The organism is Streptomyces cacaoi, from assembly GCF_006539165.1.
Classification (GTDB): domain Bacteria; phylum Actinomycetota; class Actinomycetes; order Streptomycetales; family Streptomycetaceae; genus Streptomyces; species Streptomyces cacaoi.
The window spans coordinates 113,967-126,435 of record NZ_BJMM01000021.1 but is presented as its reverse complement, the minus strand read 5'-3'; the positions used below and the strand labels follow the sequence as shown (position 1 = coordinate 126,435).

Below are 12,469 nucleotides of genomic sequence, written 5' to 3'. Positions count from 1 at the left end.
CACGGCCGCCGCCCTTTCCACGTGCGGAACGGCCGCCGGTGCGGCGCCCGCTCTTGAGGAACGGCTCCAGAGCGCTGCGGAGCTTGTCCGCATTGGTGGTGTTGAGATCGATCTCGTAGGTCTTACCGTCCAGCGCGAAGGTGACGGTCTCGTCCGCCTCGCCACCGTCGAGGTCGTCGACAAGAAGTACCTGAACCTTCTGTGCCACCGCTACTCCCATTCGTCATCGATAACGGATTACTGATACTGACGACGAAAGCAAACCGCTTTTCCCGGAGAAACACAAACCCTCGTACGAGTTTGCCTCGCCACCCCCGGGGATTGGCGGGATGTTTCGGACATAGTGGTGCCGCCGGAGCGGTTCACAGATGCAGCAGCATCCGGCTGTTGCCCAAGGTGTTCGGCTTCACTCGTTCGAGACCGAGGAACTCCGCTACTCCCTCGTCATAGGAACGCAGCAGCTCGCTGTAGACATCGCCGTCCACCGGAGTCTCACCGATCTCCGTGAACCCGTGCTTGCTGAAGAAGTCCACTTCGAAGGTGAGGCAGAAAATGCGCCGCACACCGATCCACCGCGCGGTGCGCAGGAGCTTCTCCAGGAGCAGGTGTCCGACGCCTGTTCCGCGCTGGGACGGGTGGACCGCAAGGGTCCTGACCTCGGCCAGGTCCTCCCACATGACGTGCAGGGCGCCGCAGCCGACGACTTCCTGGTCCATGTCCCGTTCGGCGACCCAGAACTCCTGGATGTCCTCGTAAAGGGTCACCGTGGCTTTGTCGAGCAGGATCCGGTCACGCGAGTAGGCGTCGATGAGGCGTCGCACCGCCGGGACATCGGGTGTACGTGCCCTGCGGATGGTGACTTCGGATAGCGACGCGGCTTCTGGCATGAACGGACGCTATCGCCCGTCCGCCCCGTCCCGGTCACCGGGGGCTTCTGCCCCGCCTTCTCCGGGACGTTCCGGCGGGGTCTCGACATGGACGCCGTTCAGCTGTACGACACGCAAGGCGTCGCGGAGCACCTCGACCTGTTCCGGCGACATCATCCCGAAGAAGTCGACAAGCGCCGCTGCCGGGTTGTCACTGGCCGACCACGCCTCGTTCATGAGGGCCGCCGAGTAAGCGGCCCGGGTGGAGACCGCCGCATATCGATAGGCCCGGCCTTCCTGATCCCGGCGCAGCCAGCCCTTCTGACGGAGGTTGTCCATCACGGTCATCACCGTCGTGTAGGCGACGGTGCGTTCCTGTTGCAGGTCCTCAAGAACTTCCCGCACGGTGACCGGGCGGTTCCAGCGCCATACCCGGCTCATCACGGCGTCTTCCAACTCTCCCAGCGGCCTCGGCACGCAAGAATAATAGGGGGAAACCGTCGGGTAAGTCCGAATCAAGACTTTGGCCGGGATTCACTCCGGGCCTCGGACAGCGGCGTGCTCACCGGCCGCTCCATACGAAGAGCCGCCGGAACCGCGGGGCGGCCGTGCTGTCGCACGGCGGCGCTGCCGCGGTTCCGGCGGCTCGACGGTGGCCGGAACGAACGGCCCGGCGGGCCCGCGGCCGGGACGGCCGGGACAGCCGGGCCCGGCGACGGCTACCGGCCGGTGCCGGTCGGTGCCGTCAGTTCTCGCTCTTCTGGCGGGTGGCCTCGGCGCGGGCCAGTGCGGCATCGACGATGCCGTCCTCCTTGGCCTTGTTCGCGCCGCCCTGCGTCTTGACGATCGTGACGATCAGCGCGGTGAAGGCCACCGCCATCACGAAGGGCGGGGTGAGTGCGGCGACGTAGTCCATGGCTCGGCCTCCTCGGTGAACAGGCGTCCAGAGTAGCGCGGGCGGTTCAGGCCGGAACGGGGTGCCTCACCCCGGCCGCCGCGCCGGAGGCCCCGGCTCCGGCAGGCCGTTGCCCCCGCTGCTCCCCGGCCTGCCCCGGCACGGCCCGCACGCCCTTGCGCCGCGCGGAGCGGGCGGAGCGCCGGGGCGGGAAGACCTCCGCCGGGGTCGGCACCGGGCGGCGCGGGCGCGGAGGCACCGAGCCGGCCTGTGCGGCCGGAGCGGTGGGGCCGGGCCCCCGGCCGGACTTCCCGCCCGCGTCCCCGCCGCTCGCGCCACCCGGCTCCTGGCCGGAATCAGGGCCCTGCTCCCGGGCGGTTCCGCGTCCCGGCTCCCCGTTCGCCTCCTGGCCGGATTCCTGCGCCGGCCCGCGGTCGTCGGCGTCCGCGGCCGGGGCGGGGGCCGGTTCGGGGTGTGTGTCCGGGGGCAGCTGGGTGTGCTCGGCTTCGGCGGGCGGTGCGGGGGCCTCGGGGTCGGGTTCGTCCGGGGCCGGGGCGGGTTCGTGGACGGTGCCTGCGGTGTCGGCGGTGTCGGCGGTGGGGGTGTCCGGTGCCGGGGCGCGGGTCGCGGACGGCAGGCGGCCGGAGGGGAGGCGCGGACGGGTGCGGACGGTGCGGGACGCGAGGGTCTCGCAGCGGCTGAGCAGTGTGGTGCGGCGGGCGCGTTCGCGGTCGCCGACGGCCGCTTCGCACAGCCCGCGCAGGGCCGCGAGGTCGTCGGGGCGGGGCAGATAGCCGGTGGTGAGGGCCGCTTCGAGCTGTTCGAGGTAGCCGAGCGCCGCGCCGGGCAGCGCTTCGCGGTAGCGGGCGAGATCGGCGAGCTGGAAGGTCCGCTGCCGATGTCCCTCGCGGACCGTCTCCTCCACGGCCTCTGCGAGGCGCAGGAATTCCCGCACCTCCTCGGGATCGGCTTCGGACTGGAGGGCGATGGCGAGAGCGCCGCTGAGCACCCGCAGCTCGTCCGCGCTGAACGCCACGCCGCCTCGGGAACCGTGTGGGGTGGGCATGGGGCGACGATACGGGCGGTATCGGCCACCTGTGCGTATCGATACGACCCGGCGTGGCGGTTTATGCCACATGAATCCCGATCGCCCGATTTTCAGGGGTATTTGACAGGTAAGGCCGCCTCCCTGGGGGGGTCGGGGAAGCGGCCTCTTCCGTGCCTGGCGCGCGTGCTGCCGGTACGTGCCGACGGTGCGGCGGGCGGCGGCGGTGCGCGGCGTGCGGTGCGCGGTGCGCGCTGTCAGCCGCGGTCGATGTTGCGCTCGTAGACCAGCCGCAGGCCGATGAGGGTGAGCCAGGGCTCGTGTTCGTCGATCACGGTCGCCTCGCCCAGCACCATCGGGGCGAGACCGCCGGTGGCGATCACCGTCACCTCGTCGGGGTCGTCGGCGAGTTCGGCCGCCATCCGGCTCACGACGCCGTCGACCTGCCCGGCGAAACCGTGCACGATGCCGGACTGCATGGCCTCGACGGTGTTCTTGCCGATCACGCTGCGCGGACGGGCGATCTCGATCTTGCGCAGCTGGGCGCCGCGCATGCCCAGCGCGTCGACGGAGATCTCGATGCCGGGGGCGATGACGCCGCCGACGTACTCGCCGCGCGCCGAGACCGCGTCGAACGTCGTCGCCGTGCCGAAGTCCACCACCACGCAGGGCCCGCCGTACAGTTCGACGGCCGCGAGGGCGTTGATGATGCGGTCGGCGCCGACCTCCTTGGGGTTGTCCATGAGGATCGGCACGCCCGTCTTGACGCCGGGCTCGACCAGGACGGCCGGGATGTCGCCGTAGTAGCGCCGGGTCACCTCGCGCAGCTCGTGCAGGACGGACGGCACCGTCGAACAGATGGCGATGCCCTCGATGTTGTCGCCCAGCTCCTCGCCCAGCAGCGGGTGCATCCCCATCAAGCCCTGGAGGAGGACGGCGAGTTCGTCGGCGGTGCGGCGCGCGTCGGTGGAGATGCGCCAGTGCTCGACGATCTCCTCCCCGTCGAACAGGCCCAGCACGGTGTGGGTGTTGCCCACGTCGATGGTCAGCAGCATCAGGCGTCCTCCCCCGCGGCCGTCGCGGGCTCCTCGCGCAGGTCGAGCCCGATGTCCAGGACCGGGGAGGAGTGGGTGAGCGCGCCGACGGCGAGGAAGTCGACGCCGGTGGCGGCGTATTCGGCGGCGTTGTCGAGGGTGAGCCGGCCGGAGGACTCCAGTTGGGCGCGGCCCGCGACCAGGGTGACCGCCTCGGCCGTCAGCCCGGGGGTGAAGTTGTCCAGCAGGAGCAGATCCGCGCCCTGGTCGAGGACGGCGGGGATCTGGTCGAGCCGGTCCACCTCCACCTCGATGGGGACGTCCGGGAATTCGGCGCGCACCCGGGCGAACGCCTCCGCGACGCCGCCGGCCGCCACCACGTGGTTGTCCTTGATGAGCGCGGCGTCCGAGAGCGACATGCGGTGGTTGACGCCGCCGCCGCAGCGCACCGCGTACTTCTCCAGGGCACGCAGCCCGGGCGTCGTCTTCCGGGTGTCGCGCACCCGCGCCTTCGTGCCCTGGAGGGCGTCCGCCCAGGCGCGGGTCGCGGTGGCGATGCCGGAGAGGTGGCACAGCAGGTTGAGGGCGCTGCGCTCGGCGGTGAGCAGATCGCGGGTGCGGGTGCGGACGGTGAGCAGCTTGTCGCCGGGGCCGACACGGTCGCCGTCCAGGGCGTGCCGCTCGACCTCGAACTCGTCGGTGCACACGACGGACAGCACGGCCTCGGCCACGCGCAGGCCCGCCACCGTGCCGGCCGCGCGCGCGGTGAAGTCGGCGGTGGCGACGGCGTCCTCGGGGACGGTGGCGACGCTGGTGACGTCGACCCCGCGGTCGAGGTCCTCCTCGATCGCCAGATGGGCGATGTCCTCCACCTGCACCGGGTCGAGCCCCGACTCCGCGAGCAGCTGGGCGAGATCGGGGTCGAGGCCGCACTCCAGCGGGTCGAGCCCGTCCGCACCGTCGGGGTCGGCGTCCCCGCAGCCGCAGCCGCAGCCACCGGCCTCGGGTGCGGGCGCGGGCGGGCCCGTGCCGATCTGGAGGAGGGGAAGGTCGTCGGTCACTGTTGCTGCTCCTCGGTGACGACCGGCGGGAAAGCGGTCGATGCGGTGGGTCGGACGGTGGGCGGAAAGCCGGTGCCGGTGCCGGTGCCGGTATCGGTGCCGGTACTCGTGCCGGTGCTGGTGTCTGCGGCTGTGCCGGTGGGTGCGCCGGTGCCTGTGCCAGTGCCTGCACCTGGGCCTGCGGCTGTGACGATCAGGTGGCGGCGCCAGCGGTCGTCGTCGCGCTCGGGGTGGTCCTCGCGCCAGTGGCAGCCCCGGGTCTCCTCGCGGCGCAGCGCGGCCTGGACGAGGACCCGCGCGACGAGATGCAGGTTCGTCGTCTCCCAGCTCTCGACGCCCGGCTCGGCGGGCTTGCCGGAGGCGCCGGGCGTCCCGGCGGCCTCCCCGGCGAGGGCCGACAGCCGGGCCGCCGCCTCGCGCAGGCTCGCATCGGAGCGCAGCACACCGGCGCCGCGCGTCATCACCCGCTGGATCTCCGTGCGGGCCTCGGCGGGCAGGAGCGGGGTGCGCCCGGCCGCCCACGGGACCGGCCGCCCGGCGGGCGCGGGCCCCGGGCGGCGCAGAGCCGCCGCGATGCGCTCGGCGAACACCAGGCCCTCCAGCAGGCTGTTGGAGGCCAGCCGGTTGGCGCCGTGCACGCCGGTGCAGGCGACCTCGCCGCAGGCGTACAGCCCCGGCACGGTCGTGCGGCCGTGCAGGTCCGTGCGGACGCCGCCGCTGGCGTAGTGCGCCGCGGGCGCGACGGGGACGGGCGTGGTCACCGGGTCGATGCCGTGCGAGCGGCAGGCGGCGAGGATCGTCGGGAAGCGGTGCTCCCACAGGGCGGCGCCGAAGTGCCGCCCGTCCAGGAACATGTGGTCGGTGCCGAGGGCCGCGGCGTGCCGCATGATGCCCTTGGCGACGACGTCGCGGGGCGCCAGTTCGGCCAGCGGGTGCCGGCCCTCCATGAAGCGCACACCGTCCGCGTCCACCAGGTGGGCGCCCTCGCCGCGTACCGCCTCGGAGATGAGCGGCTGCTGCCCCTCGGCATCCGGGCCGAGATACAGCACGGTCGGGTGGAACTGGACGAACTCCAGATCGGCGACCTCGGCGCCGGCGCGCAGCGCGAGGGCCACGCCGTCCCCCGTGGAGACGGCCGGGTTCGTCGTCGCGGCGAACACCTGCCCCATGCCGCCGGTCGCCAGGACGACGGCCGGCGCGTGCACGGCGCCGACGCCGTCGTGCCGGCCCTCGCCCATCACGTGCAGGGTGACGCCCGCCGTGCGCCCCGCGGCGTCCCGCAGAAGGTCGAGGACGAGCGCGTTCTCGACGGTGCGGAGCCCGGGACGGCCGCGTATCGCGGCCACCAGGGCGCGGGAGATCTCGGCTCCGGTGGCGTCGCCGCCGGCGTGTGCGATGCGGTTGCGGTGGTGGCCGCCCTCCCGGGTGAGCGCGAGGGGGCCGTCCGGCGCCGAGGTGTCGAAGCGGGCGCCGGCCTCGATCAGCCGCCGCACGGCCCGCGGGCCCTCGGTCACCAGCGTGCGCACGGCTTCCTCGTCGCACAGCCCGGCGCCGGCCTCCAGGGTGTCGGCGCAGTGCTGCTCGGGGGTGTCGCCCTCGCCGAGGGCCGCCGCTATCCCGCCCTGCGCCCAGCGGGTCGAGCCGTCGTCCAGCCGGGCCTTGGTGACGACGACGGTGCGGGCGCCGGTGGCGGCGCAGCGCAGGGCCGCCGTCAGCCCGGCGACGCCGGAGCCGACGACGACCACGTCCGCCTCGATGCTCCAGCCCGGCTCGGGCGCCGTCAGCGGCCCCGCGCCGGTCACCGGGCTCCTCCGGCGTCCGCGGCGGCGGGCGCCGGGCCGCTGCCGGTGCCGAAGCGGAGCGGGACGTTGTCGATCAGCCGGGTGCCGCCGACGTGCGCGGCGAGCGCGAGCACCGCCTCGCCGCGCCACCGCTGCCCGCTGACCGGGGTGAACCCCTCCGGTTCGACGAGCGCCACGTAGTCGGTGCGCAGCCCGGCCGCGGCGTCCAGTTCCGCGCGGGCCGCGGCCAGCACGGCGTCGGGCCCGTGCGCGACGGCGCGCTCGCCCGCTGCCAGCGCCCGGGAGAGGGCCAGCGCGGTGCCGCGGTCGGCGGCGGAGAGGTAGACGTTGCGGCTGGAGAGCGCCAGCCCGTCCTCCTCGCGGACGGTGGGGACGCCGACGACCGTCACGGGGAAGTTGAGGTCCCGCACCATGCGGCGGACGAGGGCGAGCTGCTGGGCGTCCTTCTGGCCGAAGAAGGCCACATCGGGCGCCGTGAGATGGAGCAGCTTGGCCACCACCGTGAGCATCCCGTCGAAGTGCCCCGGCCGGGACGCGCCCTCCAGGACCTCGCCCATCGGGCCCGCCGCGAGGCGCACCTGGGGATCGCCGCCGGGGTAGACCTCGTCGACGGACGGGGCGAACAGCACGTCCGCGCCCTCCTTGCCGGCGACGGCCAGATCGGCTTCCAGGGTGCGGGGATAGCGGTCTAGGTCCTCGCCCGCGCCGAACTGGAGCGGATTGACGAAGACCGTCACCACGACCTGGCCCTCGGGCCCGGCCGTCCGGCGGGCCGCGCGGATCAGCGCGGCGTGGCCCTCGTGCAGGGCGCCCATGGTCATCACGACCGCCCGGGTACGGGGAGCCGCGCCGGGCCCGGCGGCCGGAGAGGAGGCGCCGTCGGTGCCGTGGGGCGCGTCGCCGCGCAGTTCCGCCGCGGTCGTGGCGATACGCGGGGTCATGCCGGACCCTCCCCCTCGTCGCGGGGGCCGTCCGGTCCGGTGCCGCCGGGGCCGTTCCCCTCGCCGCCGTTTCCCTCGTCCGCCCGGCGACCGTCCCGGCCGCCGTCGCCGGAGGCGCCGCCCGCGAGGACGTCGAGCAGGTCCTCGGCCAGCTCCGGCTTGAGGAGACCGCCGGCGAGTGCGCGGTCGGCGGTGGCGCGGGCCATCGCCAGATAGCCCGCCACGGTCTGCGGCGCGTGCTCGCGCAGCTCGGTGACGTGCGCGGCCACGGTGCCCGCGTCGCCGCGCGCCACGGGGCCGGTCAGCGCGGCGTCCCCGGAGCGCAGGGCGTTGTCCAGGGCCGCGCCCAGCAGCGGGCCGAGCATCCGGTCGGGCGCCTGCACACCGGAGACCCGCAGCAGGTCCATGGCCTGGTTGACGAGCGTGACCAGATGGTTCGCGCCGAGCGCCAGCGCCGCGTGGTACAGCGGACGCTTCTCCTCCGCGACCCACTCGGGCTCGCCGCCCATCTCGATGACCAACGCCTGTGCGGCCAGCCGCAGTTCCTCGGGCGCCGTCACCCCGAACGAGCAGCCGGCCAGCCGCTGGATGTCGACGGCGGTGCCGGTGAACGTCATCGCCGGGTGCAGCGCCAGCGGCAGCGCACCGGCCCGCAGCGCCGGGTCCAGCACCCGGGCGCCGAACCGGCCGGAGGTGTGCACCAGGAGCTGGCCGGGGCGCACGGCGCCGGTGCGGGCGAGCCCGGCCACCAGGTCGGGCAGCGCGTCGTCGGGGACCGTCAGCAGCACCAGGTCGGCGCGGGCGAGCACCTCGTCGGGCGAGACGAGCGGGATGTCGGGCAGCAGTTCGGCCACGCGGCGGCGGGAGGCGTCCGAGACCCCGGACGCCGCGACCGGGCGGTGCCCGGCCAGTCGGAGCGCCGCCGCCAGGACCGGGCCGACCCGGCCCGCGCCGACGACGCCCACCGAGAGCCGCGCGGGGCGGTCCTCGGCCCGCGCCGGCGCCGCGGCGGCACCGTCGGAGGGGGGTTGCTGTGCATTCACGAAAGCGGCCTTCCGTAGCGTTCCGGTCCGCGATCGGCGGTACCGGACGTGACCACGCCATGCTAAGCCCTCCCCGCGCGCCGCCCGAGGGGCCGGTACGAGCGCTTCCCGTCGGGCTTCCCGCCGGGCGTCCCGTCGCGCTTCCCGTCCCGGGGCCCGTCGTTCCCGCCGTCGTGCCGCCGCCCGGCCTCCGCGAAGAGGTGCCTCGCGCCGGAGCCGGCCGGGCCCAGCGCCCTGCGGGCCTCGCGGCGGGCCACCCACCAGGCCCGCAGGAGGTGCGCCTCGTGTGCGCCGGGCAGCGGGGGCGCGGCGGCGCGGATCCGCTCGCCCTCCGGCGCGTGCCGGCTGCCGCCCGCCGGTGCCGTCGACGCCGCGTCGTGCTGCCGCTTCCTCGTCTCCTTCCTGGCCGCCTGCTCCGCGAGACGCCAGGTGTCCAGTGCGTACTGCGCTGCGATGCTCATGCCGTCGACGGTGGGCGCGGCCCCGGCGGTCCGCACGCGAATTGACGCAGGCCGTCAATCGGTCCGTCGTCGATTGACGCCGCTCGTCAATCGGCGAGGTCAACGCCGCATCGGCGCGGCAGGATGGAGGGCATGAGCGTGTCCATCGAGATCGCCGGACTGCCGCCCGAGCGCATCGTCTTCAGCCCCTCGCCGCTGGCCGAGCTGGGCACCGCGCTGCACGCGCTGTCCGAGCCCGGGCACCACCCCGGGGTGCAGGGCTGGGCCACCGCCGTCAACGCGGGGCTGCCACAGGATCTCGCCGACCGGCTCTGCGAGGCCGACTTCCTGTGGCGCTCCACGTCCTCCGACATCCTGCTGCCGTTCGCCGGCCTGCGCGACCCGGCCGTCCGGCCCGGCCGCACCCTCGCCGACGACCTGGACCTGCTCGACCGCCTGGACGACGAGGAGTTCGTCTCCGCCGCGCTGGAGTTCACCTGCTCCGCGCTGTACGGCTCGGCGGCCCTGCGCTCGCCGCTGTCCGACGCCCGGATGCGGGAGCGTGCCATGGACCTCGCGGCGGCACGCGGGCCCGGGCAACAGCGGTTCACCGCACGGCTGCTGGAGGACCCGCCCGGCGTACGCGCCTGGATACGCCGCCTGTTCGAGGACTGCGAGCAGGCGTTCTTCGCCGACACCTGGAAGCGGGTGCGCGGCCGGCTCGCCGCCGACGCGCAGGAGAAGACCGAACTGCTGCGCCGCCGGGGACTGGCGGCGACCGTCGAGGCCGTCTCGCCGGCGCTCTCGCTGGACGAGTCCGGCACCCGGATCGAGGTGGACAAGCTCATCAGCGCACGGACCACGGCCGTCGACCCGGCCGTGGGCGCCGGGGTCGCCTTCATCCCGTCCGTGCACGAGTGGCCGCACCTCAGCGTGCTGCACCGGCACGGCTGGCGGCCCGTCGTGCACTACCCCATCGCCGGGCCCGAGCTGCCGGGGCCGCTGTCCGTCGAACAGTTCCAGCTGCGGATGGCGGCGCTCGCCCACCCGATGCGGATGCGGCTGTGCCGCAGCCTCGCCCGCGCGCCGCACACCACCAGCGAGCTGGCCGAGAACTACGAGCTGAGCTCCCCGGAGGTCTCGCGCCACCTCGCCGTGCTGAAGAAGGCCGGGCTGATCTGCTCGTGGCGGCGCGGGCGGTATGTGCAGTACCAGATGGACCTGAAGACCGTGGCCCGTCTGGGCAGCGACTTCCTGGGGACCGTGCTGCGGTGAGCCCGGCGCCGGCCTCCGCCCGGCCGGCCGCTCAGCCGTTGCCCGCGCGCACCAGGCCCGTCTCGTACGCCAGCACCACGGCCTGGACGCGGTCGCGCAGCCCGAGCTTGGCGAGGATGCGGCCCACATGGGTCTTGACCGTGGCCTCGGACAGGACGAGGCGCTCGGCGATCTCGCCGTTCGACATGCCCTGCGCGATGAGCGTCAGCACCTCGCGCTCCCGCTCCGTCAGCCGCTCCAGCTCCTTGGCGACGGGCTCGCCCGAGGTGGCGGGCAGGACGGACGAGAAGCGGTCGATGAGCCGGCGGGTGGTGCTGGGGGCGACGACCGCGTCGCCGCTGTGCACCGCGCGGATGGCGGCCAGCAGGTCCTGGGGCGGCACGTCCTTGAGCATGAAGCCCGCCGCGCCCGCCTTGAGCGCGGAGAAGGCGTACTCGTCGAGGTCGAAGGTGGTCAGGATGAGCACCTTCGGGTCGCCGGGGCCGCCCTCGCCCTCCTCACAGATCCGGCGGGTGGCCTCCACCCCGTCGACGTTCGGCATGCGCACATCCATGAGGACGACGTCCACGGGTGTCTCGCGCAGGATCGCCAGCGCCTCGGCGCCGTCGCCCGCCTCCGCCGCGACCTCCATGTCCTGCTGTGCGGCCAGCACCATCCGGAAGCCGGTGCGCAGCAGCGCCTGGTCGTCGACGAGCATCACGCGGATCGTCATCGGTATGCGGTATCCCTTCGGGGTCGGGGACGATTCGGGGACGGTTCATGAAGGGTCGGGCACGCGTCCGGAGGGGACGGCCGGACGCGCGGGGACGGGCCGTCAGTCTGCGCCCTTGAGCGGGAGCGCCGCACTGATCCGGAAGCCGCCGCCCGGGCGCGGACCGGCCTCCAGCGCACCCCCGACCATGCCGACGCGCTCCCGCATGCCGATCAGCCCGTGCCCGAGGCCGTCGTCGCCCCCCTCCTCGTACAGCTCACGCCGGGCGCCGCGGCCGTCGTCCTCGGCGATCACCGTCAGCTCGTCCTCCCCGTAGTTGAGCCGCACGTTCGCGCCGACGTCCGGGCCGCCGTGCTTCCGGCTGTTGGTGAGCGCCTCCTGGATGATGCGGTACGCCGTCAGCTCGACGCCGCTGGGCAGCGGGCGGGGATCGCCCTCCACCTTGAAGTCCACGGTGAGCCCGGCCGTCCGCACCTGCTCGACCAGATCGGCCAGCTGCTCCACGCCGGGCTGCGGCACGTACGCGTCGCCGTCGCGTCTCGCGCCGTCGCCGGTGCGCAGCACCCCCAGCAGTCTGCGCATCTCCGCCAGCGCCTGGCGGCCCGTGCCGGAGATCGTCTCCAGCGCCGTGCGGGCCTGGTCCGGCGCCGTGTCCAGCACATAGGCGGCGCCGTCCGCCTGGACGACCATCACCGAGACGTTGTGCGCCACCACGTCGTGCAGCTCCCGGGCGATCCTGGCCCGCTCGGCGGCGACGGCCACCTTGGCCTGCGCCTCACGCTCCTTCTCCAGCCGCCGGGCGCGCTCCTCCAGTTGCAGGTAGTACGCCCGGCGGGTGCGCACCGAGTCGCCGAGGACCCAGGCCAGCACGAAGACGAGCGTCAGGAACAGCCAGCCGAAGATGTTGCCGAGGGTCTCGGCGCGCGGGTTCCACCAGCGCAGGGTGTCCAGCAGCGGGGCGGCGATACAGCCGACGAGGGCGAGCCGGGAGGCCCAGCGGGTGTGCCGCGAGGCGACGGTGAAGACGATCACCAGCAGGGCGAAGTCCCCGGGGATGGTGCTGACATCCGTGATCAGCTGCGCGAGCCCCGTGCCCGTGGCGAGCAGCAGCATCTTGTTGGGCGCCCGCCGCCGCAGCGCGACGACGAGGCTCAGCGCCAGCGCGATGGGGATGGAGGCGATGCGCTCGGCCTCCCGCGTCGGCAGCCCCGACTCCGGGTCCGGCGTGGAGAAGCTCGCCAGGAGCCAGCCCGACGACAACAGCAGCAGGAACACAGCCCAGAAGCTGTCCACCCATGTGGGGTGTCTGCGGAGGAAGTCGTAGAGCCGGTTCACATCACCCAGCGTATGAAGGC

14 protein-coding genes are annotated in these 12,469 nt (G+C 74.0%); 1 reads left to right on the top strand and 13 read right to left on the bottom strand.

Annotated elements, in window-relative coordinates:
* From SCA03_RS20365 to SCA03_RS20320, 11 genes are all read right to left on the bottom strand, one after another.
* Positions 1-208, bottom strand: a 208-nt coding sequence (locus tag SCA03_RS20365) for a histone-like nucleoid-structuring protein Lsr2 (protein ID WP_141275556.1), incomplete at its 3' end; no start/stop codon positions are given.
* A 154-nt stretch (positions 209-362) separates the two neighbouring features.
* Positions 363-887 (bottom strand): amino-acid N-acetyltransferase, encoded by a 525-nt coding sequence (locus SCA03_RS20360; RefSeq protein WP_063764765.1) that lies wholly within the window; start codon positions 885-887, stop codon positions 363-365.
* A gap of 9 nt (positions 888-896) precedes the next feature.
* Complete coding sequence (locus SCA03_RS20355) at positions 897-1,343, bottom strand: BlaI/MecI/CopY family transcriptional regulator (protein WP_030889344.1); 447 nt, start codon at positions 1,341-1,343, stop codon at positions 897-899.
* A 268-nt stretch (positions 1,344-1,611) separates the two neighbouring features.
* On the bottom strand, positions 1,612-1,782 hold the full coding sequence (locus SCA03_RS35180; RefSeq protein WP_030889346.1) for a hypothetical protein: 171 nt from the start codon (positions 1,780-1,782) through the stop codon (positions 1,612-1,614).
* 46 nt (positions 1,783-1,828) lie between these two features.
* Positions 1,829-2,827 (bottom strand): hypothetical protein, encoded by a 999-nt coding sequence (locus SCA03_RS35545; RefSeq protein WP_174864504.1) that lies wholly within the window; start codon positions 2,825-2,827, stop codon positions 1,829-1,831.
* Positions 2,828-3,063: 236 nt separating this feature from the next.
* A complete protein-coding gene (locus SCA03_RS20345) occupies positions 3,064-3,861 on the bottom strand; it encodes a type III pantothenate kinase (RefSeq protein WP_030889352.1) in 798 nt (265 codons plus the stop codon).
* On the bottom strand, positions 3,861-4,901 hold the full coding sequence (nadC, locus tag SCA03_RS20340; protein ID WP_030894973.1) for a carboxylating nicotinate-nucleotide diphosphorylase: 1,041 nt from the start codon (positions 4,899-4,901) through the stop codon (positions 3,861-3,863). Before nadC ends, SCA03_RS20345 begins: the two co-directional genes overlap by 1 nt.
* Positions 4,898-6,703: an L-aspartate oxidase gene (locus tag SCA03_RS20335; protein WP_086815302.1), complete on the bottom strand. Its 1,806-nt coding sequence runs from the start codon at positions 6,701-6,703 to the stop codon at positions 4,898-4,900. Before SCA03_RS20335 ends, nadC begins: the two co-directional genes overlap by 4 nt.
* Positions 6,700-7,644 (bottom strand): pantoate--beta-alanine ligase, encoded by a 945-nt coding sequence (panC, locus tag SCA03_RS20330; protein WP_086815303.1) that lies wholly within the window; start codon positions 7,642-7,644, stop codon positions 6,700-6,702. The genes SCA03_RS20335 and panC overlap by 4 nt, the downstream gene beginning before the upstream one ends.
* Positions 7,641-8,687 carry a Rossmann-like and DUF2520 domain-containing protein gene (locus tag SCA03_RS20325; RefSeq protein ID WP_086815304.1) on the bottom strand — a complete coding sequence of 349 codons (1,047 nt, stop codon included), beginning with the start codon at positions 8,685-8,687 and terminating at the stop codon, positions 7,641-7,643. Before SCA03_RS20325 ends, panC begins: the two co-directional genes overlap by 4 nt.
* Before the next feature lie 62 nt (positions 8,688-8,749).
* A complete protein-coding gene (locus SCA03_RS20320; RefSeq protein WP_141275555.1) occupies positions 8,750-9,148 on the bottom strand; it encodes a hypothetical protein in 399 nt (132 codons plus the stop codon).
* Positions 9,149-9,280: 132 nt separating this feature from the next.
* On the opposite strand from SCA03_RS20320, the gene SCA03_RS20315 reads away from it, so the two are divergent.
* Positions 9,281-10,402 carry a DUF5937 family protein gene (locus SCA03_RS20315; protein ID WP_030889367.1) on the top strand — a complete coding sequence of 374 codons (1,122 nt, stop codon included), beginning with the start codon at positions 9,281-9,283 and terminating at the stop codon, positions 10,400-10,402.
* A 31-nt stretch (positions 10,403-10,433) separates the two neighbouring features.
* Here the strand turns inward: SCA03_RS20315 and SCA03_RS20310 are convergent, their stop codons facing one another.
* Positions 10,434-11,114 carry a response regulator gene (locus tag SCA03_RS20310; protein ID WP_030894962.1) on the bottom strand — a complete coding sequence of 227 codons (681 nt, stop codon included), beginning with the start codon at positions 11,112-11,114 and terminating at the stop codon, positions 10,434-10,436.
* Between the two features lie 102 nt (positions 11,115-11,216).
* A complete protein-coding gene (locus SCA03_RS20305) occupies positions 11,217-12,449 on the bottom strand; it encodes a sensor histidine kinase (RefSeq protein ID WP_030889373.1) in 1,233 nt (410 codons plus the stop codon).
* Positions 12,450-12,469: the final 20 nt, after the last annotated feature.

What these genes read in the sequence shown, in the direction of transcription:
- SCA03_RS20360 (WP_063764765.1), bottom strand. Translation starts at nt 887, where the DNA reads ATGCCAGAAGCCGCGTCGCTATCCGAAGTCACCATCCGCAGGGCACGT.
- SCA03_RS35180 (WP_030889346.1), bottom strand. Translation starts at nt 1,782, where the DNA reads ATGGACTACGTCGCCGCACTCACCCCGCCCTTCGTGATGGCGGTGGCC.
- SCA03_RS35545 (WP_174864504.1), bottom strand. Translation starts at nt 2,827, where the DNA reads ATGCCCACCCCACACGGTTCCCGAGGCGGCGTGGCGTTCAGCGCGGAC.
- SCA03_RS20345 (WP_030889352.1), bottom strand. Translation starts at nt 3,861, where the DNA reads ATGCTGCTGACCATCGACGTGGGCAACACCCACACCGTGCTGGGCCTG.
- panC (WP_086815303.1), bottom strand. Translation starts at nt 7,644, where the DNA reads ATGACCCCGCGTATCGCCACGACCGCGGCGGAACTGCGCGGCGACGCG.
- SCA03_RS20320 (WP_141275555.1), bottom strand. Translation starts at nt 9,148, where the DNA reads ATGAGCATCGCAGCGCAGTACGCACTGGACACCTGGCGTCTCGCGGAG.
- SCA03_RS20315 (WP_030889367.1), top strand. Translation starts at nt 9,281, where the DNA reads ATGAGCGTGTCCATCGAGATCGCCGGACTGCCGCCCGAGCGCATCGTC.
- SCA03_RS20310 (WP_030894962.1), bottom strand. Translation starts at nt 11,114, where the DNA reads ATGACGATCCGCGTGATGCTCGTCGACGACCAGGCGCTGCTGCGCACC.